Origin of the sequence: Psychrobacter sp. LV10R520-6, assembly GCF_900182925.1 — a bacterium.
Classification (GTDB): Bacteria; Pseudomonadota; Gammaproteobacteria; order Pseudomonadales; family Moraxellaceae; genus Psychrobacter.
Map to the genome: position 1 here is coordinate 1411442 of NZ_LT900024.1, position 26804 is coordinate 1438245.

Here is a 26804-nt window from a genome sequence, read left to right on the forward strand (position 1 = left end):
ACATCGTGGCAGAGGATTTTGTGCAGTGAGAATAACTATCACCTGCAACTAAGACCTTGCTAGTGCGCGTTTTTCCTGCCTAAACCTTGTTTTCTTCATTAATTCTTTTGGTATAACGTTAATATAGCTTTCAAAATCAATTTCTAAGGTGTATAAAGTGTACAAATCGTTTTAATAATTCAACGATTCTTACATGCTATCTCTACAAATAGCATCAGCGATTTACTATCCAAGTCTGATTAACTGATTGTTTATAATATTAGTATTATAGACAGCTTTATTAATGATACCAAGATTGCATATTATTAACTATGCCGCCTCATAGCGAACCAGGTCAATAAGCGCTCCTAGATTGTGTAGAAAAAATCAGTGATAGCAGAACGTTTGATTAAGTCATCGTTAACTATTGGAATTTACAACAAAGACTTATTCTTGATTTTAACCCACCAGATTAATTAGATTTCCTAGATTAGGGCGTTAGCGCTCAATAAGCGAGTACACATTGTTTTCAGCATTAAGAAAATCCTTAGCAAGCAAAATAACACTTTCAGATATTCAAGAGAATATTCTGTCAGGGTTAGCTGTCGGCGTTATTGCGCTTCCGTTATCGATGGCGTTAGCCATTGCAAGTGGTGTCCCACCTCAGCATGGACTGTACACGGCTATTGTCGCCGGCATTGTTATTGCCCTGAGTGGCGGTTCTAAAGTGAATATATCAGGCCCCACTGCGGCATTTGTCGTTGTGTTATTGCCAATTGTTCAGCAGTTTGGCATAGGGGGACTGCTCGTTAGTGGTTTTATGGCTGGTATCATTATGATATTGATGGGGGTTGGCAAGCTCGGCAAGCTTATTGAGATTGTTCCCTACCCGGTCATTATCGGATTCACAGCCGGTATTGGTGTTGTTATCGGTACATTGCAGATAAAAGATTTTTTAGGGCTCAACATAGAAGCGCTAAATGGGGACTATCTGGATAAGCTTTTATTGATAGTGTCTTCATTACCCACCATCAACTGGCAAGAATTGTTAATTGGTGCACTCACTATTACCACATTGTTACTCTGGCCTCGCATGCGATCCAAAATACCGGGACATCTGATCGCACTCCTTGTAGGCTCCATCTCTGCATGGTTATTTAGCCTGTTAAGTCAAGATTTTTCTGTTGCAACCATTGCCAGTCGATTTCACTATGAAATCAATGGTCTAATTGGTGATGGCATCCCGGCAATTTTGCCGGCATTTGAGTGGCCATGGAATTTACCCGACGCCAACGGTAATCCCATTGGCTTGAGTTTTGCTCTTATCAAAATGCTATTACCCGCTGCGATTACCATTGCAATATTAGGCGCACTTGAATCATTGTTATGTGCAGTCGTCGCTGATGGTATGTCAGGCAAAAAACATAATCCCAATGACGAGCTTATCGGGCAGGGGATTGGCAATATGATTGTCCCGTTATTTGGTGGCATACCTGCAACCGCAGCCATTGCCCGCACCGCTGCTAACATTAAAGCTGGCGGGAATTTACCGCTCTCATCCGTAGTACACAGTTTGTTTATTCTTGGTTCAATACTAGCGCTTACGCCTTTACTGGCTTATATCCCGATGGCGTCAATGGCGGCTTTATTATTGGTAGTAGCATGGAATATGAGTGAAGCGAAACACTTTATTCGCACTATTAAAGTCGCGCCAAGGGATGATGTTATTGTATTGATTTTATGTTTTTCACTGACGGTACTCTTTGATATGACGGTTGCTGTTGCGGTGGGAATGGGATTATCCGCTCTGCTGTTTATCCGCAAAAGTATTACGCTGACCAAGACAACCGAAATAGAAAAAAACCATGAACTCCACGGTGAGCTCGCTGATAATATTGTCATCTATGATATTAACGGGCCATTATTTTTCGGATCTGCGCAAAAAGCGCTGCAAAGTATTTCCATTGTTACGCCGGATCTTCGCGTTGTTATACTGGATATGTCTGAGGTTAATATGCTTGATATGAGTGCAATTGTCACCATGGAATCGATTAAGGATAGTCTTGCCAGACAACATATAGGATTAGTTATTAATAACTTAGAACCAAGAATGGTGGTGAAATTACGCCGTGCTGGAGTCCGCTATAAACCGGGGAAAATTCAATTCTCGCGGACAATCAAAGAGGCTGTGGCCATCGCTAATGAAATGATCTCGCAATAATACTTATTCTTGAACATTATCGGGGCGCATTCTCGTTTGCTTTAGCGGCGAGTTAAGCCTTGTGTCAAATGATTAAAATATAATACAACCCATTTCCCTTACCAAAAATCAATAACAACATGATATAAAATGGTTTTCTGATTTATCTATCCACGTTAGAATAAAAAATAGGCTTATAAAGGGACCGATCAAATCAGGGTTATTTAGGGTAACAATCCACACTCTATCGCCAGTTCAACAAATGCGGAACCGGTAAGATAATCTAGGTGAAAATGGGTGTTTTAGTGAGCGGTTTTTGAGGGAGGAAAGCCCAGAAGTGTCAGCCAATCATTAACACATTTCCCGGTTAATGATTCATACGCAGAGACCCCTTTACGCTGCCCATTACGACGTTCGCGCAGGTTATACCAAGCTTTAAAGAGGTTTTCCCAATTACAAACCCACTTAATATCGCCCCTGCCAAAAATGACAGTAACGACGCGCCAATATATAAAATACTGCGAGCATCAAAATGCGCGATGGCAGCTGAAAACAAACTGACATTACCGGTGACATGCGATACGGACAGGTTGGTAAAGCCCATTAACGCAGCGGTATTAACGCAGCCGGCACTAAATGCCAATACCGCGCCGCCCCACAGTATCCATTTCGGTAGTTTGGTTATCATATCCGCCGCCTAATAGCTCATCATCCGAAAAAGCCTATAGTATAACTGAAAAAGGTTATAACGAAAAAAGACAGCCGATTGGCTGCCTTTTTTCGTTATTTATCCATACAACAACATATAACAACGGGTGGTTGAGCATTAGTGATTAATTACCAACGGCTAACCACTTAATTTACTTATCTTGTTCATCTAGCATCATTAACTGCTCACTGATGGCCACGGTATTGAAGCCGGCATCAACAAACATAATCTCACCAGTGATACCAGACGCCCACGGCGATAGCAAGAATAGCGCGGCATTACCCACTTCCATTTGACTAATATTACGCTGTAGTGGTGCAATTTTTTCACTGATATCGAGCATCTTACGGAATGACTTAATACCGCTAGCCGCAAGCGTTCGAATAGGACCTGCTGAGATGGCATTAACGCGAATACCTTCACCGCCCATTGATGTCGCTAAATATCTTACACTGGCCTCTAAACTGGCCTTTGCCATACCCATGACATTATAGTTTGGCAAGACTGAGATACTACCTTCATAAGTCAGAGTCAACATAGAACCGTGACGCATTGCTAGTAGTTCGCGGGCTTCTTTGGCCAAAGCGACAAAGCTATAGCTTGAAATATCATGGGCAATTTGACTGCCCTCGCGAGTGGTAGCACTGGTAAAATCACCATTGAGCTGATCCATCGGAGCAAAGCCAATCGCATGTACGACGCCATCAATACCATCGCCCCAATGCGCCGTTACTTGCTCAAAACAGGCGGCAATAGAATCATCCGAGGCCACATCACACTCAAGTACCAGATCGGCCTCAAATTTTTCGGCTGCCATATCCACGCGCTTTTTAATTTTATCGTTAGGATAAGTTAGGATTAAAGATGCTCCTTCACGATGCAGCGCTTCAGCGATAGCCCATGCGATAGAGAGTTTGCTGGCGATGCCGGTAACGACAAAGCGTTGTCCTTGGAGTAGCATAATAGTTCCTTGTGGATCGATCGAATATATACAAGTTATATTCGATATGATAAATAAACACTGCTAAATTGCAGCGAAATAAAGCGATAAAAAAACGTCTTATTATACACGAATCATATTAAGTAAACAGTCGTAAACTATTATAGGTAATTAGGGACAATCCCTGATTAAAGCACTTAGCCTTGTCCATAACGGTATGAAGTTGAGCAAAGTTCACGTATAATTACAGCCCTTCCCAGCTTGCACAATTTTTATAAGAATCCTTTACAACCGTTGTTTATAAACAAGGATTTAGCGTTAAGCTACACCCACATTTTGGATGGCTGCCAAACTTATGAGTAATACCCCAACCATAACATCAGATTACCAAGAGAGCATCGAGTCCTATCGTCAACTGATTACTTCAACCGGCGAAGACCTAGAGCGCCCGGGTCTTGGAGATACTCCCATGCGCGCGGCAAAAGCTTTTGCTCACTTGACCAAAGGCTATCATCAAAGCTTGGATAAGGTTGTCAATGACGCGTTGTTCCCATCGACCAATCGTGAGCTGGTACTGGTACAAAACATTGAATTTTATTCGTTATGTGAGCACCATATGCTGCCCTTTCATGGTATCGCACATGTGGGCTATTTGCCAAATGGACAAGTATTAGGCTTATCAAAATTTGCTCGTATCGTAGACATGTTTGCTCGTCGTTTGCAAGTTCAAGAAAACTTAAGCGAACAAGTTGCACAGACCATTATGGATGTGACCGGCTGTCGCGGCGTGGCGGTAGTGATGGATGCGTCTCACATGTGTATGATGATGCGCGGTGTCAGTAAACAACATACAACCACACGTACGACGGCTATGCTAGGTGAATTTGTTCATGACAATCAATCACGTATGGAGTTTTTGAGCGCGATACCTAGACGGCAACCGGCTTTTTAATTTTAAAAATAATAGAACAAAGAATAAATTCAAGGATGCATGAGCGTCCTTTTTTTTGGTTAATTTTTAAGTCTATTTGACTGTTCTTGACTCTCTTACAAACTGTTCAAAAGTCATTGATCACTATCAAAAGCTTTAACTCTAATAAGAATATTACTGATCTCAGAAATAAGTCTCAGAGCTTTTTAAAAAACTAGACTGGCTTTATTACTATCGCTAAATCTGTTTTTAGGCATAATTAGGATTCTCTATTTTAGTAAACCAAGCGTCGCAATAGTCATTTGTAATAGCGCTGAAGCATACGCGTATACCTTCATCATCCATTGTGACATACCAACGATCATCATTGCATCCTGTCAATAATTCAAAGTATTTTCCGCTCACAAACTTGCCTACAATGTAGGTCCTTCCTGCTACATAACAGTCATTACCGTCCGTGCACAGGAGTTCATCTCCAGTCTTTATCATATTTTTTCTCCAATTTGTTTAGTGAATAGGCATTTGTGTCATGCCACATCGTCACTGATATTGACAATGTGATATTAAATGTCGTTATCCGTAAAACGGAGGCAATCATTAATTTATAGGGTCTATATAATCGAATAGGGCCACTATAGGAGTATAGAGTACGCCAATTGCCTACAGAAAAAAATTGAGAAAGGGTTGAGCGGTCGAAAATTCATGCTTAGCGGGATATTGATAAAAAGTGCTGAGGACGCACCGAGTTACTCCATTCTGGTTGACACCATCGCCACCGCAGAGCGCTGACAAAAAAAATCGCTCACCATGTTGGTGATTAGACACCGATGAGCGATCTTTGATTACAATGAAATAAAATTTAACTGGCAGATTTTACTTCGTCAATCCAGTTGCCGTAACCTTCCTTTTCCATTTGCGCTAGCGGAATGAAACGCATTGCTGCTGAGTTCATGCAATAGCGCTTGCCTGTGGGTGCTGGACCATCATCAAATACGTGACCCACGTGCGAGTCAGCGTAGCGGCTACGAATTTCCGTAAGGGTCGAGAAGAAGCCTCGATCTGCCTTTTTAACTACCATGTCAGCGCCTAACGGGCGAGTGAAGCTCGGCCAGCCAGTTCCAGACTTGAATTGGTCACGAGAGGAATATAGCGGCTCACCCGATATCACGTCTACATACAGCCCAGGCTCTTTGTTATCCCAATAGGCGTTTTTGAAAGCGCGCTCGGTACCGTCTTCCTGAGTAACTTTATATTGCATGTCACTGAGTGACTTTTTCAGTTCCTCTTTTCCTGGCTTTACAAACGTATCCGGATTGAAGCCTGCGCCTGCTTTAGCGTTTGAATTGTTACTTGAGACTTCCTGCTTTGTGCTGTCAGCGGTAGGTTTGAACTGACTGAAATCCAGCTCATAGTTTTTACCATATACGCTTTCGATAAACTGGTAGCGACCAGAATTAAAGGTGTAATATTTGTAGCGTAATGGATTTTTCTTGTAGTAATCCTGATGATACTCTTCAGCTGGATAGAAAGTACTTGCAGGGACAATCTCAATGACTACTGGCTTCTTGTACACTCCAGAGGCTTGCAGCGACTGCTTAGCCGCTTCTGCTATCTGCTTTTCTTGCGGATTATTATAAAAAATAGCTGGACGATACTGAGTGCCACGATCTACGAACTGACCTTTATCATCGGTAGGATCTGCGATTCGCCACAGGGCCTGCACTATACCGTTATAGCTGATCTTCTGTGGATCATAATATACTTGCGCAGCTTCAGTATGGCCAGTGCCACCTGCCGATACCATGCTGTAGGTCGGGTTTTCAGTTTGGCCACCAGTGTAACCAGAGACCACTTCTACTACGCCAGGGATTTTTTCATAACCTGCTTCGACGCACCAAAAACAGCCACCAGCTACCGTGGCCACTGCCAAGTTAGAATCTGTAGGCGCATAAGGGTTGGCTGCGGTAGGGTTCTTCACAGTAGTGCTATTTTCGGTGGAGGCACAGCCTGCGTAAAGAGCACTGCTCGCCACGATGGCCATACCAACGACTTTAGCTTGTAATTTAAAATTCATAAAAATTTCCCAAAAGTAATTTTATCTATATATCATAACCTCTCGGTATCACCGAAACATTCCTATATTGTTATATATGTTTACAATGCGTTATATCATTTAAGTTTGACTTATAAAACTACGAACGGTGATCAAGTAGACTGAAAAGACAATATAAGGTCGTTGCGATAAATATTGAAGACTTAATAAGCGAAGCTCAGCTTAGTTATTTTATTTTTCCTAAGAGATAGATTGGTTAAGTTTTCTCTCATTTAGGCCATGGTACTCGCTTGTAACAAACGCTTGGCATAAGGGTGCTGCGGGTTATTAAAAATGTCTTCAGTACGCCCTGATTCAACACACTCACCATCTTTTAATACCATAATATGCTGGCATAAGGCGCGCACGACTTTTAGGTCATGACTGATAAACACATAGCTGATTTGCAACTTTTCTTGAATTTCACGTAGCAGATTAACCACTGTTACCTGTGTGGTACTGTCGAGCGCGGATGTGGGTTCATCTAATATCAGTAAACGCGGTTGCATGACCAATGCTCGCGCCAATGCCACCCGTTGACGCTGACCGCCCGATAGCTCATGGGGATAGCGGTGCGCAAACTCCAAGGGCAAGTGCACCGTCTCCAAACTATCCATAACGGCTTGCTGACGCGCCATCTTACCGAATCCTTGTACGAGTAGCCCTTCTTCAACAATCTGTAACACCGTCATGCGCGGATTAATGCTGGCAAATGGGTCTTGAAATACCATTTGAATCTGCGAGCGAAACTTACGTAGCTCATTTTTAGACAAGGCCTTTATATCTTGCCCATTGACAGCTATCTGCCCACTAATACGCGCTTGATTACCAAGCAGCTGACTTAACGCCAGCGCTATAGTGGTTTTGCCTGAGCCAGACTCGCCAACGATACCTAACGCCTGCCCTGTTTTTAGCGTCATGCTCACGTCTTTTACTGCATCGAACCAGCGTTTGGTACCGCCAAATAAACTTTTTTCTACGGGAAATTGTACTTGCAAGTTTTTCACTTCTAGCACTGGCACATGACTATTTTTAGGCGCAGTATCAGCTAGTTTGAGCGCTGCGCCAAAGTTTTGCTGCATCAGCGTGCGGGTATAGTCGGCCTTAGGCTGATGAAAAATTGCTGAGGTATTACCTTGCTCAATGGTCTGTCCTTGGCGCATAACGATAATCTCATCGCTATGACGGCGTACAAGATTAAGGTCATGGCTGATTAAAATCATCGCCATATTATGCACACGCTTGAGGCTATCTAACAGCGCTAAAATCTCATGCTGCAAGGTTATATCAAGAGCAGTAGTAGGCTCATCAGCAATCAAAATATCTGGCTTTTGTGCTAGTGCCATAGCTATCATTACCCGCTGGCGCTGACCCCCTGACAGCTCGTGCGGATAGCGGTTAAGCTTATCAGCGGGATCAGTGATATTAACGTCATTTAACAAAGCAATAGTTTGTTCACGCCATTGTTTCTTAGATACGCCACTTAAACGTAACGATTCAGCGATTTGCTTGGCAACGGTATGAAGTGGATTTAGCGCGGTCATTGGCTCTTGAAATACCATACCCATACGTTGACCACGAATGGCCTTCAACGACTTATTTCGGGCGCTACTACTATCAGCGATCAGTAGCTTTCCCACACCCGCTAGCTGCACGTTGCCACTAACGGTTAGACTTTCTGGTAATAAGCCTAGTAGTGCTAAACTGGCAATAGATTTACCCGATCCGGATTCACCAACGATAGCCAGCGTTTGACCTTTTTTAAGTTGATAAGACAGCTTATCGACTAACGGTATGCCTGCCGCAGTGACAATACTTAGCTGATCGACTGTTAAAATTGCGGCACTGTTTTCATCAATATTGCCGTGATTATTGATATCACTTTTATGCAAATTATCATCTTGAGGAACGGTTATATCAGGTGTCGTAAATTTCGTGGTCATATTAAGAGCGCCTCGGATCAAACGCATCGCGTAGTGCTTCGCCAATGAAAATAAGCAGCGATAAAATAAAAGTTAAACTAAAAAATCCCGATAAGGCTAGCCACGGTGCATCAAGGTTGTTTTTGCCTTGTACCATTAGCTCACCCAGAGACGGCGAACCAGGCGGCAGACCATACCCTAAGAAATCTAACGCCGTCAGCGCAATGATATTGGCAGTCAAAATAAAGGGCAATTGCGATAAGCTCGATGCCAAGGCATTGGGGAGTATATGCCTCATCATGATTTGACTGTCTGAGACGCCAAGATTACGCGCTGCACGGACGTAATCAAAGTTACGGGCGCGTAAAAATTCTGCTCGAACCAAGCCAACCAATCCCATCCAGCCAAATAACAGCATCAACGCAAATAACACAGTAATACTGGGACTAAATAAGCTGACCAAAATAATGATCATAAACAGCTGTGGCATGCCGCCCCACACTTCCATAAAACGCTGACCTGCTAAGTCGATCCAGCCGCCATAATAGCCTTGAATGGCACCGGCGATAATCCCGATAATGGCCCCAGCCATGGTCAGTGCCAAGCCAAATAGTAAGGACACCCGCATACCATATAGAATTCTCGCCAGCACATCACGCCCCATATCATCTGTGCCCAGCCAATTCTGGCTATTGGGCGCTGCTGGGTAAGGAAGTCCCAGCTCAACGTTGGGCGTTTGATCGGCAAATGGAATGAGCGGCATCACATAATAACCCTGCGTATTTATTAATTCTTGTACCGCCGGATCTTTATAATTGGTCTCAGTCTCAAATATGCCACCAAAAGTCGTCTCAGGATAAGCATTCAATACCGGTATATAATAATCGCCCTGATACTGTACCAATAGCGGCTTATCATTGGCAATCACATTGACCGCCATACAAATTACGAACACCACCGTAAAAACAACTAAGGAGATAACGCCAAGACGATTATCACGGAAACGATCCAGTCGCGCCTGCCAAACAGGGTTTAAGCGGCGTTTTTTTTGTTTGGCTAGATTGGTCTCTGGGGTATGAGGTGGTGTAGAGTCAGGCAGTTTAGAATCAGTGTGCTTACCATTTAAAGGACTAGGGTTTGAAGACTCAATAGAAGACTCAGCATTAGAAGGGGTATGATGATTCGACATTAGCGCCCCTCAAAATCAATACGGGGATCAATCAAGTGGTAGCTCAAATCACTGATTAGCTGTAATAGCAGCCCTACTAAAGTAAAGATAAACAGCGTGCCAAAAACCACTGGATAATCTCGTTGCTGAATGGCTTCAAAGCCTAACAGCCCTAGTCCATCAAGCTTAAATATAATCTCAATCAAAAAGTTTCCGGCAAAGAAGATACCAACGATAGCCGCTGGAATACCAGCGATAATAATCAGCATAGCATTACGAAACACATGGCCATACAATACTTGCCGTTCCCCTAAGCCTTTCGCGCGCGCAGTGAGCACGTATTGTTTACCCAGCTCTTCTAAAAAGCTAAACTTAGTCAGATAGGTCAGGCCAGCGAAGCCGCCAACCGTACTTGCTAGTAACGGCAACGCCAAATGCCAAAAGTAATCTTTAATCTTACCAATCGCTGATAGCTGATCAAAATTCTCTGAGGTCAGTCCTTGCAAAGGGAATAGATTCCAATAGCTGCCACCTGCAAAAAATACCAATAGAATCACAGCAAACACAAACACTGGTATCGCATGCCCCACTGCAAGTAGCATGGCAGTTGCCTTGTCAATCGCCGATCCGTGATGCATAGCTTTATAAACACCTAACGGAATGGCTATTAAGTAGATTAACAGCGTACTCCACAGTCCAAGCGATATGGACACTGGCAGCTTTTCTATAATCAGCTCCGTCACCGACTGCCCTTTAAAGAAAGACTCGCCAAAGTCTAGACGGGCATAATTCTTTAGCATTAGCCAAAAGCGTTCTGGCGCTGATTTATCAAAGCCATATTGAGCATTGATTGCCGCGACCATATCCTCCGATAGTCCGCGCGTCCCCTGATAGGTACTGTCGTTACCACCTGAACTGCCCGCTCCTATATTGCCATTAAGCGCATTATCTTTAGCCCCTTGTTCAATCAGTGCCAGCTGCTGTTCCACCGGACCACCAGGCGCGGCTTGTACAATGACGAAGTTCGCCAGCAATATCAAAAATAGCGTTGGCAATATCAGCAGCAACCTTTTTAAGATATAACGACCCATAGTGACGACTTCCTAAATGAGGAGAAACAGCAGTAATCAAGAGTAATAGCAAAAAAAGCCAACGATAAGTAAATACAACAGTGTTACTTTTTAGAACTGTACTTTAAAATAAATTTTAAAAATTATTTTTGAGCTCGCGTAAAGCTGCAAACACGGTTAGTGGCTTATCATCATCAAGTTTCATTTTGGCCTCGACCCCAGCTATTACAGTAGGTTCATCCGTGCGCAGGAACACATTTACTGCTCGCTCATGCTCTACCGTTACTGGCAATGTTGGGATACCTTGCGACGTCTTTTCTTCTGCTTGCAACAACGTGTGCTGCATTGCTTCATTGTTCGGCTCGATAGACAGACCAAAACGCAGATTACTAGCGGTATACTCATGCGCCGGATAATATAGCGCGTCAGCTGGTAGGTCATTTAAGCGCTTAAAGCTGGCATATAATTGCTCGATAGTACCGGTAAAGACTCGACCACAGCCGCCACTAAATAGCGTGTCACCGCAGAAACAATGCTTGTGCCCGTCAACATCTAAAATATAGGCCATGTGGCTAGCAGTATGCCCTGAAACGTCCCATACTTGTGCTGAATAGCCCCAAGCGCTGACAGTACTACCGTCTTTAATAGTCTGGTCTTCATCGACGGTGTGTTCACTATGTGCGACAAGATGAGTCATCGGGAAGTGCTCTTGTAGCTCAGCCACGCCACCAGTATGATCGTAATGATGATGAGTCGTCCAAATCGCTATCAGATCAAGATCCTGTGCTTCCAGATATTCGATGACTGGCGTTGCCTGACCGGGATCAATGACAATGGCTTGCTTATTACTGTCGTTAATCAATGTCCAAATATAATTATCATTAAATGCTTTAATGGGATGAATTTGAATACTCATACTGAATCCTTATTAGAAATTATCTTTATTAAAGGCTATATTATTAGAGGCTTTATTTGTTAGAGACTGTCGTTATTAAAAGCTGGCTTTACTAACAGCTATCGTTATTTATTGAAGGTTATCTTTATATTTCATATGAGAAACTTAATCGCGCAAGCTTATCAAGCTTAGATTAATTTGAGCTTAGATTAACAAGCTTATTGACCTAAGTACTTATTGACACGTGCCTCTGCCTGTTTATCAACCCACCAGTAGTCAATCCCAACCGCATTGGTTGGCAGCTTGTCTACATGCCGATATTGAGTCCAGTAGGCTACGTTGGTCTCTGACTTACCATATAATGGGACTAAGTAATGCCCAGCACGTAGCAGACGGTCGAGCACTTGGGTATATAAGACAATCTCTTCACGGCTCTCAGCATTACCAAGCGCCTCTACCACCCTGTCAATGGCGGCATTTTTAATACCGATCGTATTATGGTTGCCCGCCTCATCAGCAGCAGCGCTACCCCAAAATGCTGCTTGTTCTGCGCCAGGTGAGAGACTCTGAGCAAACACATCAACGGTCATATCATAGTCATAACTGCGCATACGTTCATAATATTGTGGACCATCAACTTGGCGTAATGTCGCATCAAACCCCAAGCGCTTTAAGTTACGGATATAAGGAAGCAGTACACGCCCCATAGTATCGCCTGTCATTAATAGCTCTATCTGCGCCAGCTTGCCATCGGGCTGGTATAGCATCATATCGTCATAATAAAATCCAGCATTTAACAGTAGCTTGCGCGCCTTTAACAGCCCTTCACGATTAAAACCACCACCATCACTGGTCGGCATTTGCCATTCATCTAACACGGCTTGCCGCTGAATAGGCTCAAGCTCAGATAATAAAGGCCTTAATATTTGCATCTCAACGGTTGATGGCCTGCCGGTTGCTGCCAGTTCTGAGCCATGAAAGAAGCTTTGTAAACGCTCATATTGACCGTGGAATAGTGTCTTATTCATCCATTCAAAATCGTACGCGGCTGTTAGGGCTTGGCGGACACGAATATCTTGAAAAATAGGCCGCCGCATATTCATAATCAGCCCTTGCATCGGTACTGGATTTTGGCTGGTTATCGCTTCTTTATTAATCATTCCGGCTGTTACCGCTGGGAAATTGTAACCAGTCGCCCAGTTAGAGGCTTTATTTTCGGGGCGAAAGCGGTATTGACCTGATTTAAAACCTTCAAAGGCAATCTCATCACTTTGATAATAAACAAACTTAATCATATCAAAATTATAACGACCGCGATTGACCATCAAATGACGTCCCCAATAATTGGGGTCACGCACATAGCTTACTGAGCGCCCAGCATCCACTCGTCCTAATTTATAAGGCCCACTGCCCATCAATGGCGTTAGGCTAATCTTTTCAAAACTTTCATCAATAGAGGTTTTCGCAAAAATAGGAAACTGCCCGACGGTAAGTAGAATCTCCTTATTATCATCGGAAGCAAAGATAAACTTTACTTGCTGCTTATCAAGGGCTTGTACTTCTTTAATATCACCCAAATAGCTGCGTATATACATCGGCCCTTTGGTTAATAATGCCTCATAGGTTGCTTTGACGTCGCTACTGGTGACCGGCGTGCCATCCCAAAAACGCGCAGCAGGATTGATATGGTAAATAATCCAGCTGCTATCATCAGGGTCATAGGTGACGCCACTTGCCAGCTGCGGATACATAGTAAAGGCTTCGTTTAAAGATCCGGTCATCAAAGTATCATAGAGATAATTGGTACCAATCATCGCCACACCAGTGGTCATCCATTGATTGGCGCTATTAAAGGTACCGCGCGCATCTAAGGATAACGTACCGCCAGTTGGGGCGTTTGGATTGGCATAAGGCATAAAAGGTGCGTCAATATACGCAGCGGTGCTGTTGTGTCCGAGCGCTAAAGTAGTAATGGGCGCGGCAATACTAACAGGCATCGAGTGGATAGCTATACCCAGTAAAAAAATAGGCAGGATGGATTTTTTTAACATGGTGTTTTTATCATTATAGGCACTACAATCATTCTATATATTTGGCTATATTACCAAACTACAAATTTTTATCATAACAAACTTAGCTTTTTTAACCTAATGGTTTGCGAAGGTGAGTATGGCAAATGACTTATTCTTAGAGCACGAGGGCACCTACCCCAATTAAAAAAGGCGCAACCAGTATCAGTTGCGCCCTCCTTTTAGCATTTAAATAGCACCAAAAAACGATGATTTATAAAACATCGAGTCGTTTAACCATGCTGCTTTTCAAAGTCTTTCATAAAGTCTACCAACAGCTGTACCCATTCAAGCGGAATAGCATTATAAATACTAGCGCGCATACCGCCAACGTCACGATGGCCTTTTAGATTGAGCAGTCCTGCTTTTTCTGACTCTTCTAAAAACACTTTATCAAGGCTGCTGTCTGCTAAGGTAAACGGCACATTCATGATAGAGCGATGCTTGTGCGCGACCGGATTACTATAAAATGCACTGTTGTCGATCGTCTCATACAATAACGCGGCTTTTTGTTGATTGATTTCACCAATCGCAGCAATCCCGCCTTGTTCCTCTAACCAGTCAAATACCAATCCGGCTAAATACCAAGAATAGGTCGCGGGCGTATTAGACATCGACTCCTTCTCTGCTTGATGCTCATAGTTGAGCAGCATCGGACACCACTCGCTTGCTTGCCCTAATAAATCGTCACGAATAATGACAATAACTAAACCTGCAGGGCCAATGTTCTTTTGCGCACCAGCATAAATCATCCCGAATTTAGACACGTCTATAGGTTGCGACAAAATAGACGACGACATATCAACGATGAGCGGCGCATTGACTTGTGGTGGCTCAAATATTTGTAGACCATGAATGGTTTCATTAGCACAATAATGGAAATAGGCAGCATCGTCGCTGATATTCCAATCACTTTGCGCAGGGACATCGGTAAAGTTACTGTCTTTGCCCGTTGCCACTAGATTGATATTACCTAGACCAAGATTGGCATAGCGCTGAGCTTCTTTGATTGCCTTACCTGACCAAGCACCTGTGGTTAGATAATCGGCGCAGCCGCCATTTAATAAGTTTAAGGGAATCGCTGAGAATTGTAAGCTTGCACCGCCTTGCAAAAACAGTACCTTATAGTTATCAGGAATTTCCATCAGTGTACGCAGCTTAGTTTCAGCCTTTCGGGTGACGGCCACATAATCTTTACTGCGATGACTCATCTCCATTATAGACATACCACTTCCTTGCCAATCAAGCAGCTCCTCTTGAGCACGCATTAGTACTTCAGTGGGTATAGTGGCAGGTCCAGCACTGAAATTAGGTAAGCGGTGAGGAGCAACTTTTGGAGTCGCTTCTGTAGCCATAGTGGGTTTGGTCGTCATTATAAGTATCCTAAACATGATGGAATAATAGGTTTCGTTTCAGTTTTTTCTTAAAACGCTTAACATCAGTCTTACTTTTAGCACTTAATCATTATTGAAGCAGTCTTGCAATACGACAGCCTTTATACTGGCTACTTTTACGCTTGATTGGATAGCTGCTCCCACAAATCACGTTTAAGACGGGTATCGGCTAGCATCTCATCAAGCGTGGGCACGCTGGACAGATTAGGGTGCGTTAGTCCGTCAGGCAATTCGGTTAGTGCCGCAACTAATACCTCTTCACTTCTACCAATCTTAAAAATATATCCAGCAAGGCTGGCATTGGCAAGCTCGGCAGTATCCATACCCTCACAAATCGGAAAAGAAGTGGTCTCACACGATAGTGATAAGGCCTGAGTTATATTTTGCCACAGTTTTTGACTGTCATTATTCAACGCCTGAATATCAACCATCAGCACCCAGTTGCCATAGCGTCCACCTTGTAAGTCAAAAGGCGCGACTTTCTTGAGACTGCCATCTAAGCGGTCACTATTATTATTTTCAACAGTACTATTTAGTTTTGCAGAGGTCTTGGCTGATTCTACTAGTGGCGCTACCAATTGTTCTACAGTTGGCGTGACGTCTGTTTGCGCGACCTCTGTTTGCGTGACAACCTCAGCGTTGGAGGCAACAGGAGCATTGATTGTATGGTTATCAAATTCAGCCGTTGCTGGGCTTTCTGTTACTGTATTTTCTCTTACTAGGCTTTGCTCATCAGGCACATGAGGAACAATGGCGTCGACTGCATTATAATCAACAATAGCAGGTGCTGTATCTGGCGTAGACTCTTTCGGTTCGCAGCTGGCGCGCTCCATACCTAGCTCTGACAGTCCTGATAATTTTGAAGATACGGGTTGATCTACGGTTGCCGAAGGAATATCCGCAACATTAACAGTTGGCGAGTCTGGCTGTACCCATGGTTCAATACCCATCATCGCCAAAATCTGACGCTGTTGCATGTGGCGCTGCCGTAAGAGTAGCTGGTCTTGGGTATCACTCATGGATTAGTACTGTCCTATTTAGTGGCCTACTTATTTGCAAAGGGACCAATAATCTAGTGAGGAGTTAAATATTCGAAATTTTTAGTTAGCCAAGCTCACGACGACTGTTTTAAGGGTAGCGGAACTGTCAATCGAACCGTTGCCGCACGCCAAGCCAGCGCTCTGCTAACATCGTTAAGCAGTCAAATTCATCTTGACTGACTATCGTATCGTGTAACATCACGGTATGCAATGTGCTTAGCCATAGCCGATAGCTATTGCAATCAAAGCTGTTACGACTATCGCCATTATAAGCTATTTGACCCCTGTCCTGCCGCGTCTTATGCTGATTTTCATCAGCCGTCGGAATTAAGGTGATAATAGCCAATAGTTGAATACTATTGAGATGCTGCGCGATCAATAACAACCATTGCAAATTCGCATCGCTAACGGCCCCTAAATCAATAGCAATCAAACGCGCATGCCGTCTTAAGTCTATGACGTAACGTTTATGACTGTTTCATGTGTTAAATAACGCTTGGCAGTTTCAACCAAATTGGGAATCAAGTCATGCCGGCGCTTAAGCTGTACCTCTATCTGTGCAAAGCCATTCTTCGCTTGATTACGTGCGCGTACTAACTTATTGAATATCATCACTCCGACAATAACCAACAGCACGGTCAATGCAATAAACAGCCAAACGAACATTTTCATAATAGCGTTCCCAAGCGATCAACTTTAACAGCGACTAATACCGTGTATTTTAACCTAAAAAAATAAGTGAAACTTAAGAATCGGATAAAATTTCGACCAAAAAAAAGCCCTTTACAATGAAGGGCTTAATGCATCAGACAAGCGTTTTGAGCTTTCTATTAGAACGATCATCAAATTTTAGACAAAAAAAAGCGACTCCAAAAGCACATCCTCGGCACACATTGAAACTATTACCGTTGCTACCTTCCGGTCCTGGCGGGGTTCATAGTACAATATTGCGAGGCTACCAATGGAGCCACCAGTTGCAAATTATACAAGGTTTTCTTAGTATTACAACCCCCATTGCAAAACTGATGTTTTTACAGCACATAGAAACCAGTAACCTAGTGACAAAATCCTCACAGCATCTCGTGTAAATTTTGCTATTTTAAACCAGTAAACTTGATATATCATTCGTTACCTAAATAAAAAAATTCAACGACCATAGTTGAATTCTCATAAATGCCACTACATTAAATACCTTTTATGGTCAGTACAAACTTTACCTAGGAGATTGTTATGAAGAACACCTTACTTAATAAAGCCGCTGTTGCTACTAGCGCCGCGTGTCTATTGACGGCTATGATGGGCAGCGCACATGCTGAGCCTAGCGGTTATGATCAATTAAGCTTTCAAACAGAAGTAAAAGAGGAGGTAGCAAACGATGAAGTACGCGCCAGCTTATATAAAAAGCTACAAGCCACTAATGCCAAAACTCTAGCAACCAATCTTAATACCTCAGTAAACAAAGCCTTGGCCATTGCCAAGCGCTACCCTAGCGTAACTGTCAGCACAGGACAACAACGCACCTATCCACGCTATGACAAAAATGACAAAATCGTTGGCTGGACAGGACAAGCAAACATAGATCTTAAAAGTACTGACTTTGCCGCGACCAGCCAGCTGATTGCAGACTTGCAAGAAACCTTAGTTATGGATAATCTAAACTTTGGGGTATCAGAGGCTAAAAAAGACGCCTTAGAGCAAAAGCTGATGACCGATGCTTCACGCGCCTTTCAACAGCAAGCTAAAAACCTAACTCGAACATGGGATGCACGTGGCTATCGCGTCATTACGGTTAATTTGAACACAGGAAGCAACTATCCACGCCCTATGTATGGTACGATGAATATGAAAGCAGATTCGGCTGAGTCGTCAGTACCTAGCCAAAGTTTTGAGTCTGGTAACAGTACTATCTCTGTCACGGCTAACGGTACGATTGAGCTGACCAAATAAGGCTAATACGGTTTAAACCGAATTTTACTAATGTGATGTACTACTAAGGCCAAGCACTTTAAACTGTGCTTGGCCTTATGATTTTTGAGATTAAGAGTAATCAAACATTTAAGATATAAGATTATTGCCAATACTCAGCTGAGAGATTCAAATTGGCTGTATAAATATATTTAGTATTTGTTCTGGACCTACTGTTTACTTGTACTGTCTTGACGCAGTTTTAGCAGCACCTTTTGATGCCATGGCAACTGCTGATAAGCCAAGAGCTGTTGGGCGATTTTCTTATTATTTTGCAATCTCGCTGTATTTTGAATCACATAAACCGTACGCTCAACTTGCTTAAGCATTTGACCTGTCTCATTTTTTACCACTGCTGTGACGCTATGCTTCCCTGGTAGAATATCGACGGTCGCAATCGAAGCACTTAATCCTTGAGCAACCTCATTGCCATCTAGGTAAATACTCACACTATCACCCGCTTGCAGTGCAGGGTTTAGCTGTAGATTTACCACAATACTTTGAGCAGGACGATGATAAGCTCGCTCTTCACTGGGCTCAGTCATAGTCAGCTGATAGTTTACCGATACCGCTTTAAGAGCTGGGATGTCCGCAGTAAATTTCGGTGCGACTTGTCTATTATTCACAGACTCACTACTAGTGTTACTACTCGCACTGCGGTTATTATTATTGTTATTGGTATTAGCGCTAGTACTGGCATTGGTATCAGTCGTGATACCGGTTTGACTGACCTGCTTGCCCGCTTGCTGCTCATAACTTTGCGGACGATCGGTAAAGGTAACCTGACCCGTTTGCTCATCAACGACTTTATAAATAGGGGCCGCATTAAGCATAGGTGCGTAGAGACTGGCAGCACCAATTAGCAAGCCTGCCAATACATGGCTTTTAAGCTGTGGCTTGCTTCGTGTGGTGATTACTGTCTGAATAAGTCGTGAGTGTTGCGAGTGTGAGTGCATAGTCAGTCAACCTAGTAAGTGCATGTTATTGATAAATATTATAATACTATTATGGGGTATTTTTAGGGTAATAACAGTAGTGGCTGTGAAAACGGCTTACTTGCGAAAAAATTAGTAAATGAGTTAACTCAATAAAAAAATAACGCCATCTGGCGTAGCATGAATGGTGTGATTTCTACACCCTCACTATGCCAAAATTTTCTTACATACAAACAATAAAAAACCAGCCAAGTTAACCTTAGCTGGTTCTTCTTAATTGAATTAACTTAGCATGTTAACTACTGATTAGCAGCTGTAATACAAGTCAAACTCAACCGGATGCACAGTAACATTGACGCGCTGCACCTCTTCTTCTTTGAGTGCAATGAATGCCTCTAGCATGTCTTTAGTGAACACATCGCCTTTTAGTAAGAACTCGTGATCCTCTTTTAATGCTTGTAGTGCCACTTCTAAATTTTCAGCAACGGTCGGGATTTGTGCTTCTTCTTCAGGTGGTAAATCATACAAGTTTTTATCAGCCGCATCGCCTGGGTGCATTTTATTTTGGATACCGTCAAGGCCAGCCATCAATAATGCAGCAAACGCTAAATATGGGTTGGCTGCTGGATCAGGGAAACGCGCTTCGATACGAACCGCTTTTGGGCTGCTAACGTGTGGAATGCGAATAGACGCTGAACGGTTAGAAGCAGAATATGCCAGTTTAATAGGCGCTTCATAATGCGGTACGAGACGCTTGTAGCTGTTAGTAGATGGGTTAGTAATCGCGTTCAATGCACGCGCATGCTTGATAATACCACCGATGAAGTATAACGCGGTCTCAGACAGACCCGCATATTCGTCACCAGAAAAAGTGTTTTGGCCATCTTTTGAGATGGACATATGCACATGCATACCTGAGCCATTATCACCAACAATAGGCTTAGGCATAAAGGTCGCTGTTTTACCGAACTGATGCGCCACGTTATGGACCACATATTTTAACTGCTGTACTTCGTCAGCTTTTCGTACCAAAGTGTTGAACGCAACACCAATTTCTGACTGACAAGGCGCAACTTCATGATGATGCACCTCAATGCAACCTTCGCCGATAATCTCTTCTAGGCGCTCACACATGACCGCGCGCATATCTTGTGAGCTATCGACTGGCGGTACTGGGAAATAAGCCCCTTTGACGCGTGGACGATGCGCCATATTGCCCCATTCATAAGACTCGTTAGTCGACCATGCTGCTTCTTCAGCAACGATTTTATGGCTAACACCTGACATCTCAATTGACCATTTCACTTCGTCAAACACGAAGAACTCAGGCTCAGGACCGAAGTAGGCCGTATCACCGATACCGGTTGATTTTAAGTATTCTTCAGCACGGCGAGCGATAGAGCGTGGATCGCGTTCATAGCCTTGCAGGGTCGATGGTTCGATAATGTCGCAAGTTACCACAACAGTGATGGCATCAAAGAAGGGGTCAAGAAAAGCGGTCTCTGGATCAGGACGCAAGATCATATCGGACGCTTCAATGCCCTTCCAGCCAGCGATGGATGAACCATCAAACATTTTGCCATCTTCCATCACTTCTTCGTCAATGGTATAAGCAGGAAAGCTGATGTGTTGTTCTTTACCGCGAGTATCAGTGAAACGAAAGTCAACCCATTTAGCATTGGATGATTTGATAAGATCTAGTAATTTATTCGACATGAATAGTCTCCTTAGTGGTTGTTATTTAATTGCAGTCTAAGTTTTATTTGTTCGTTAATATATTTGAGTTTTTTTGCTTGAGCACCCATTCAAATATTAGGGCTATTATCAGCATTATTTAAGGCAATTAATTAGCGTTATGGGCCAACTTATTCACTTAAAATGCATCTAAATTTCTTATAAGCTTAGTCAACGTTGACGCTATTTTAACAATATCTGACTAAAAATGCTGAATTGTTATGACTGTTTTGTCAACCCAACTGTCATATCCTAGCTATAAGCTTATACTAATAAACATTGCGACATGAATTTATATAGATAAACTGATTCAAATAAGAGGCTGCAAACGCTGTGCCAAATTTTTATATCAGCTGTCGTATAAACTGGCCACCATAAGCAAGACTACAAAAAACACCAGATGTGCAGCAATTTAGTATTAAGTCGACTTAGATACCGTCGCAAACTATGCACAACAATAACCAGTTATAACACGTGAATCGCACCGATTTAGTGCGTTTTTAATTATAGAGAATTAATTTGGTGCATATTCCTTCTATATGATAATTACCACTACTAAAAACACCTATATGAGTAAATATAAAATTTCTGACAGTCGTTAGATAGTATGTGTGCTGCGTTTGATAGACAGCAAAATAGTGGTAAGATATCAGGCTTCAATAAAAGTATGACAATAGCTTATGTTGAATAGCTAAAGGCGCAATGGATGCGCATTTATAAAGTATAACGCCAACAAGAGGTTGAAACCATAATGATTCTGATGATCGATAATTACGACAGCTTTACGTACAATATTGTACAGTACTTCGGTGAATTACAGCAGGACATCACCGTTTGGCGTAATGATCAGATCAGCATCGAACAGATTAAGACCCTCGCCCCTGACGTGATTGTCATTGGTCCCGGACCTTGTGATCCTGATCGCGCGGGTATCTCGTTAGAGGTTATTGATACTTTTAAGGGGATCATTCCTATCTTAGGTATTTGCCTAGGGCATCAGGCGATTGGACAAGCATTTGGTGGACACGTGGTCAAAGCTGGCGAAGTGATGCACGGACGCTTATCCGCTGTTTATCACAATGGTCAAGGTGTCTTTACTGATCTACCTAATCCATCACAAGCCACACGCTATCATTCGCTCGTGGTTGATAAAGCCACCCTGCCTGATTGTTTGGAGGTGACCGCGTGGACACAAAATGCAGATGGCAGTATTGAAGAACTCATGGGCGTACGTCATAAAAGCTTTGCCATTGAGGGTGTGCAGTTCCATCCGGAGTCTATCCTAAGTGAAGCGGGTTATCAGCTGCTCAATAACTTTTTGCGAATTCATAGCTTGGCGATATTAGACTCAGACGAATTGCCACAAGTGGGCTAGTCATTTATCAAATCTGCGCTGGTAAGTCTACTCTTACCAACATAGAATTTTTTTGAGACAAAAATATAATAACCAGCGAGACCATCATGACCACTACTAATATTCAGGATACGCAGAGCGTAAAAACCGCTAAAGACATCGCTCAGCTCTCCGATGAGCAAATCCATAAACTGCTGACTAGTGCTTTAGGTAGAATCTTCCAGCATATCGATTTAACCTTTGATGAGATGCATCAAGTCATGCTAATCATCATGCAAGGCAAATGTAGCAATGCCATGATGGGTGCTATCTTAACCGGTCTGCGTATGAAGGGAGAGTCCATTGATGAGATTACAGCTTCTGCCAGTGCCATGCGTGATTTAGCAGCCAATATTGTACCGAAAGCTTGTGACTATTTGGTCGACATTGTCGGTACCGGCGGCGATGGGGCTAACTTATTTAATGTGTCTACCGCTTCAGCTTTGGTAGCGGCTGCCGCTGGCGCACAAGTCGCTAAGCATGGAAACCGTGGCGTATCTACCAATTCAGGCAGCTCGGACTTGCTTGAAAAAGCGGGTATCAGCCTAGCACTAACACCGATGCAAGCACTTGATTGTATCGAAAATCAAGGCATTGGCTTTTTGTTCGCGCCCAATCATCACAGCGCCATGCGTTATGCCAATCCTGTACGCCGTGAGCTAAAAGCGCGAACGATTTTTAATATCTTAGGTCCCCTCACCAACCCTGCTGGCGTGCCCAATCTAGTTATTGGGGTATTTACCGCTCAACTGTGCGAGCCACTAGCGAAAGTCATGAAAAACCTAGGCGCACGTCACGTGATGGTCGTTGGAGCAAAAGATGGCCTAGATGAGATTAGCCTTGCTACCTCGACTACGGTCGCTGAGCTAAAAGACGGTGAGATATCCGTTTATGAGCTGATGCCAGAAGATGCGGGTATCGAATCACAAACACTCATTGGCCTTGATGTGGATTCACCAGAACAAAGCCTTGAGCTTATACGCGCCGCTTTATCAGGGGCGCAGACCAATGACCGTTCGGTACTCAAAGCGCGCGATATGATTGCACTTAATGCCGGAGCGGCCATTTATACCGCAGGATTGACCAGTAATTACCCCAATGGGGTCAATCAAGCACAAACGGTTATTCAAAACGGTTCCGCATTGGCCAAACTTGAGTCATTAGCAGCCTATACACAGCAGCTAGCTGTTAAGGCTTAATTGAAAATTTATTTGTTGATGTTTTAAAAAATACGCTGTTATCAGATATGCCTATAATTGATGTAAAAGAACAAGAGGTCAAACGACTTTAAGTGATTGGTGAGCCTTAAGAGTCGGCTACAGTCAATCTGCAACACTATTGATAAACCACCTCGTTGTAAAAAGACCAAGGGCAAGCAAAACATTAGGACGGCTAGGAAGACTGATAGCTTAGCCGTTTCATAATGGACGAACCATATTAGCATTCGCCAACAAGCTTCCCCATATTAGGTTGAAATTTGCTACAATAGCGCCAATTTTTATTCCACACTATATTAATTTATTCCACACTATACTAATTGATTGAGAGACTGTTATGGGTTTTAACTGCGGCATCGTCGGCCTACCAAACGTGGGTAAATCCACCTTATTTAATGCTTTGACCAAAGCGGGAATCGCCGCTGAAAACTTTCCTTTTTGTACCAAAGATCCCAATACCGGTATTGTGCCAGTGCCCGATCTACGCCTAAAAAAGCTGGCGGATATCGTTAAGCCTGAGCGCGTATTGCCGACCACGATGGAGTTCGTTGATATTGCAGGTTTAGTCGCCGGTGCCTCAAAAGGTGAAGGCATGGGCAACCAGTTCCTAGCCAACATTCGTGAAACTGACGCGATTGCCCATGTCGTACGCTGCTTTGATGATGATAATGTCGTACACGTCGATGGCCGCATCAGCCCCATTGATGATATCGAAACCATCAATACTGAACTGGCATTGGCTGATTTAGACGCCGTTGAGCGTGCCGTTTTTAACTTGACCAAAAAAGCCAAAGGCGGCGATAAAGACGCCCAAGAGATGCTTGATGTGTTCAAAAAAATCGAGCCATTACTTGCTGAAGGTCAACCTGCACGGGCAGCAAATATTGATAGCGATGAGAAGAAACTCATCAGAAGCTACGGTCTGATCACCCTTAAGCCGACCATGTATATCGCCAACGTTAGCGAAGATGGCTTCGAGAACAACCCTTACCTTGACGCGGTACGTGACTATGCTACTGGCGATGAGTCTATTGTCATTGCGTTATGCAATCAGATTGAATCTGAAATTGCGCAGCTTGATGAAAGCGATAAGCAAGATTTCTTAGATGATATGGGCATGGAAGAAGCCGGTCTCGATCAAGTCATTCGTGGCGGTTATGACTTACTCGATATGCAGACTTACTTTACCGCTGGTGTTAAAGAAGTACGCGCTTGGACCGTTGCTATTGGCGCGACTGCTCCTCAAGCGGCTGGCGTGATTCATACTGACTTTGAGCGCGGCTTTATTCGTGCCGACGTTATCGCCTATGACGACTTTATTGAACATAACGGTGAAAAAGGCGCAGCTACTGCCGGTAAGTCACGTCTAGAAGGCAAAACTTATATCGTACAAGATGGCGATGTGATGCATTTCCGCTTCAACGTATAAGTGAATTATTAACTTAGTACTCCTCTTAATTTAATACTAGGCTTACTGATACGATCTTTATTTACCGATCTTAGCATAAGATTATCAAAAGCCAGCCTTGATGCTGGCTTTTTTATGCGCCTGATTTTAGTATAGTGGGTTCAGTCCTTTTAAAAATAATAACAATGAATAATGGGAGATGAATTATGAGCGCTAACTTTAATAAACCTTACAACACTAGTGACCACTGGGCACGATTATTTAGTGCCCAGCGCTTGGGCAATGCTAAAAAAGCGCCGGCTCAGGATAGCGCCCGTAGTGCCTTTCATAAAGATTACGACCGCTTGGTGTTTTCACATTCGTTTCGCCAGCTTAACCAAAAGACCCAAGTCCATCCGTTGACCAATCAATTAGGCATTCATACGCGCTTAACCCATTCATTAGAAGTATCGTGTATTGGACGCTCATTAGGGATAATGGCAGCAGAGAAGCTGCATGATAAATTACCAAACGGCTTGCCAGCGGGTGTGTCGCCAGCAGACGTCGGTGTGATTGTCCAAGCCGCTTGCCTCGCCCATGATATCGGTAATCCGCCTTTTGGACATGCTGGAGAATATGCGATTCGCGACTGGTTTATGCATCCTGAGCGCGAGGCGGTATTACAGCATCTAAGCACCAATGAGCAATTAGATGTTCTAGCCTATGAAGGCAATGCACAAGGGTTTAGATTATTAGTACGCAATGAGCATCACCCTGATATGGGTGGTATGCGCTTAACTTGTGCTACCTTAGGCGCATTTATGAAATATCCTTGGCTGGCCGTGCATAGCAATGAGGTTGCTGTTGATACTACAGATGAAGAAATTTTTCATACTAAAAATGGCAATAATAATAGACCACAGCCAGCGCCTAATGTTCAAAAAAACCTACAAAAATTTGGCTGCTTTTACAGTGAAGCTGAGCAGCTCGAGCAACTGGCTGCCTGCTTACAACTGCCCCGTTCCGAGCAACATGATGGCTTTGCGCGTCATCCACTGGCTTATTTGTTGGAGGCCGCAGATGATATCTGTTACGCACTAATTGACTTAGAAGATGGTATTCATCTTGGAATGCTCAGTTACAAGGAGGTGGCGAGTATACTTTATGAGCTAATTGGTGAGCACCCTGACACTATCACTCTGTCGCCACAGATGTCTGTCAGACAAAGTTTAGCATCACTACGGGCACGAGCAATGATGCGCCTGGTCAATACTGTCACCGATGCCTTTGTTAGCAATGCTGATGCTATGCTAGCAGGAACACTCACGGGGAGCTTATTCACTCATTGCGATACCAATGTACAAAATGGTATCACGCAGGCCAAGCAGCTGGCTCGCGAGCAAATATTTAACCATCCTAGTAAAGTACGAATGGAGCTGATGGCCAATCAATGCTTACATCGACTGCTGGATGCTTTTATGCCACTGGCATGGACCGCCCTTACTGCTACGCCAAAATCGTTTGAGCAACAGCGTCTATTAATCTTACTACAGCCGCATCTTGATGAGCATCGGCGCGTACTATCAGATAACATTTACCATAATATTTTAAATATTCTAGACTTTATTACAGGTATGAACGATCATGAAGCTTATAGATTGGCGCAAGAGTTACAAGGTCATTGGGGTACCATGGTTTAATAAGCTAACAGTACAACCTACTATAACTGAGTATTTCATTCGTATTCTAGCGATGAAATGAGTA

The 26804-nt window shown here is 43.4% G+C and carries 20 protein-coding genes, 1 other RNA gene and 1 pseudogene; 7 read left to right on the top strand and 15 right to left on the bottom strand.

Features of this window, described 5'->3' with window-relative positions:
- Positions 1 to 502 precede the first annotated feature (502 nt).
- Positions 503 to 2200: a C4-dicarboxylic acid transporter DauA gene (dauA, locus tag U1P77_RS05885; protein ID WP_321156428.1), complete on the top strand. Its 1698-nt coding sequence runs from the start codon at positions 503 to 505 to the stop codon at positions 2198 to 2200.
- A 406-nt stretch (positions 2201 to 2606) separates the two neighbouring features.
- Here the strand turns inward: dauA and U1P77_RS05890 are convergent.
- A pseudogene (locus U1P77_RS05890) lies at positions 2607 to 2867 on the bottom strand (DUF1275 family protein); the annotation flags it as partial.
- Positions 2868 to 3039: 172 nt separating this feature from the next.
- Positions 3040 to 3849, bottom strand: coding sequence for an enoyl-ACP reductase FabI (locus U1P77_RS05895; RefSeq protein WP_201557775.1), 810 nt, complete (start codon positions 3847 to 3849; stop codon positions 3040 to 3042).
- 334 nt (positions 3850 to 4183) lie between these two features.
- On the opposite strand from U1P77_RS05895, the gene folE reads away from it, so the two are divergent.
- Positions 4184 to 4780 carry a GTP cyclohydrolase I FolE gene (gene folE, locus U1P77_RS05900; RefSeq protein WP_321156429.1) on the top strand — a complete coding sequence of 199 codons (597 nt, stop codon included), beginning with the start codon at positions 4184 to 4186 and terminating at the stop codon, positions 4778 to 4780.
- An 838-nt stretch (positions 4781 to 5618) separates the two neighbouring features.
- Here folE and msrA read toward each other — a convergent pair.
- The 11 genes from msrA to ffs all read right to left on the bottom strand — a co-directional run bounded on the left by msrA (position 5619) and on the right by ffs (position 17373).
- The gene (gene msrA / locus U1P77_RS05905; RefSeq protein WP_321156430.1) at positions 5619 to 6833 is read right to left on the bottom strand and encodes a peptide-methionine (S)-S-oxide reductase MsrA; all 1215 of its coding nucleotides are present in this window, start codon (positions 6831 to 6833) and stop codon (positions 5619 to 5621) included.
- Positions 6834 to 7084: 251 nt separating this feature from the next.
- The gene (locus U1P77_RS05910) at positions 7085 to 8794 is read right to left on the bottom strand and encodes an ABC transporter ATP-binding protein (RefSeq protein ID WP_321156431.1); all 1710 of its coding nucleotides are present in this window, start codon (positions 8792 to 8794) and stop codon (positions 7085 to 7087) included.
- A gap of 1 nt (position 8795) precedes the next feature.
- Complete coding sequence (locus tag U1P77_RS05915) at positions 8796 to 9962, bottom strand: ABC transporter permease (RefSeq protein ID WP_321156432.1); 1167 nt, start codon at positions 9960 to 9962, stop codon at positions 8796 to 8798.
- The gene (gene yejB, locus U1P77_RS05920; RefSeq protein WP_201557762.1) at positions 9962 to 11032 is read right to left on the bottom strand and encodes a microcin C ABC transporter permease YejB; all 1071 of its coding nucleotides are present in this window, start codon (positions 11030 to 11032) and stop codon (positions 9962 to 9964) included. Before yejB ends, U1P77_RS05915 begins: the two co-directional genes overlap by 1 nt.
- 115 nt (positions 11033 to 11147) lie before the next feature.
- Positions 11148 to 11927: a hydroxyacylglutathione hydrolase gene (gene gloB, locus U1P77_RS05925; RefSeq protein ID WP_321156433.1), complete on the bottom strand. Its 780-nt coding sequence runs from the start codon at positions 11925 to 11927 to the stop codon at positions 11148 to 11150.
- Positions 11928 to 12124: 197 nt separating this feature from the next.
- Entirely contained in the window at positions 12125 to 13957 is a 1833-nt protein-coding gene (locus U1P77_RS05930; RefSeq protein ID WP_321156434.1) for an extracellular solute-binding protein, read from the bottom strand.
- Positions 13958 to 14208: 251 nt separating this feature from the next.
- The gene (serC, locus tag U1P77_RS05935; protein WP_414479048.1) at positions 14209 to 15348 is read right to left on the bottom strand and encodes a 3-phosphoserine/phosphohydroxythreonine transaminase; all 1140 of its coding nucleotides are present in this window, start codon (positions 15346 to 15348) and stop codon (positions 14209 to 14211) included.
- Positions 15349 to 15485: 137 nt separating this feature from the next.
- Entirely contained in the window at positions 15486 to 16388 is a 903-nt protein-coding gene (locus U1P77_RS05940) for a hypothetical protein (protein ID WP_321156435.1), read from the bottom strand.
- A gap of 127 nt (positions 16389 to 16515) precedes the next feature.
- Positions 16516 to 16842: a hypothetical protein gene (locus tag U1P77_RS05945; protein WP_321156436.1), complete on the bottom strand. Its 327-nt coding sequence runs from the start codon at positions 16840 to 16842 to the stop codon at positions 16516 to 16518.
- A gap of 20 nt (positions 16843 to 16862) precedes the next feature.
- Entirely contained in the window at positions 16863 to 17081 is a 219-nt protein-coding gene (locus U1P77_RS05950; protein WP_321156437.1) for a LemA family protein, read from the bottom strand.
- 195 nt (positions 17082 to 17276) lie between these two features.
- An RNA gene (gene ffs, locus U1P77_RS05955) (signal recognition particle sRNA small type) lies at positions 17277 to 17373 on the bottom strand.
- A gap of 266 nt (positions 17374 to 17639) precedes the next feature.
- On the opposite strand from ffs, the gene U1P77_RS05960 reads away from it, so the two are divergent.
- Complete coding sequence (locus U1P77_RS05960) at positions 17640 to 18356, top strand: SIMPL domain-containing protein (protein ID WP_321156438.1); 717 nt, start codon at positions 17640 to 17642, stop codon at positions 18354 to 18356.
- Between the two features lie 188 nt (positions 18357 to 18544).
- Here the strand turns inward: U1P77_RS05960 and U1P77_RS05965 are convergent, their stop codons facing one another.
- On the bottom strand, positions 18545 to 19330 hold the full coding sequence (locus U1P77_RS05965) for a DUF4124 domain-containing protein (protein WP_321156439.1): 786 nt from the start codon (positions 19328 to 19330) through the stop codon (positions 18545 to 18547).
- A 285-nt stretch (positions 19331 to 19615) separates the two neighbouring features.
- Positions 19616 to 21025 (bottom strand): type I glutamate--ammonia ligase, encoded by a 1410-nt coding sequence (gene glnA / locus U1P77_RS05970; RefSeq protein ID WP_321156440.1) that lies wholly within the window; start codon positions 21023 to 21025, stop codon positions 19616 to 19618.
- A gap of 769 nt (positions 21026 to 21794) precedes the next feature.
- On the opposite strand from glnA, the gene U1P77_RS05975 reads away from it, so the two are divergent.
- From U1P77_RS05975 to U1P77_RS05990, 4 genes are all read left to right on the top strand, one after another.
- Complete coding sequence (locus tag U1P77_RS05975; protein WP_321156441.1) at positions 21795 to 22418, top strand: anthranilate synthase component II; 624 nt, start codon at positions 21795 to 21797, stop codon at positions 22416 to 22418.
- Positions 22419 to 22504: 86 nt separating this feature from the next.
- Positions 22505 to 23635 (top strand): anthranilate phosphoribosyltransferase, encoded by a 1131-nt coding sequence (gene trpD, locus U1P77_RS05980; protein ID WP_321156442.1) that lies wholly within the window; start codon positions 22505 to 22507, stop codon positions 23633 to 23635.
- Positions 23636 to 23990: 355 nt separating this feature from the next.
- Positions 23991 to 25082, top strand: a complete 1092-nt coding sequence (gene ychF, locus U1P77_RS05985) for a redox-regulated ATPase YchF (protein WP_321156443.1) — start codon at positions 23991 to 23993, stop codon at positions 25080 to 25082.
- Positions 25083 to 25267: 185 nt separating this feature from the next.
- A complete protein-coding gene (locus tag U1P77_RS05990) occupies positions 25268 to 26740 on the top strand; it encodes a deoxyguanosinetriphosphate triphosphohydrolase (RefSeq protein WP_321156444.1) in 1473 nt (490 codons plus the stop codon).
- Positions 26741 to 26804: the final 64 nt, after the last annotated feature.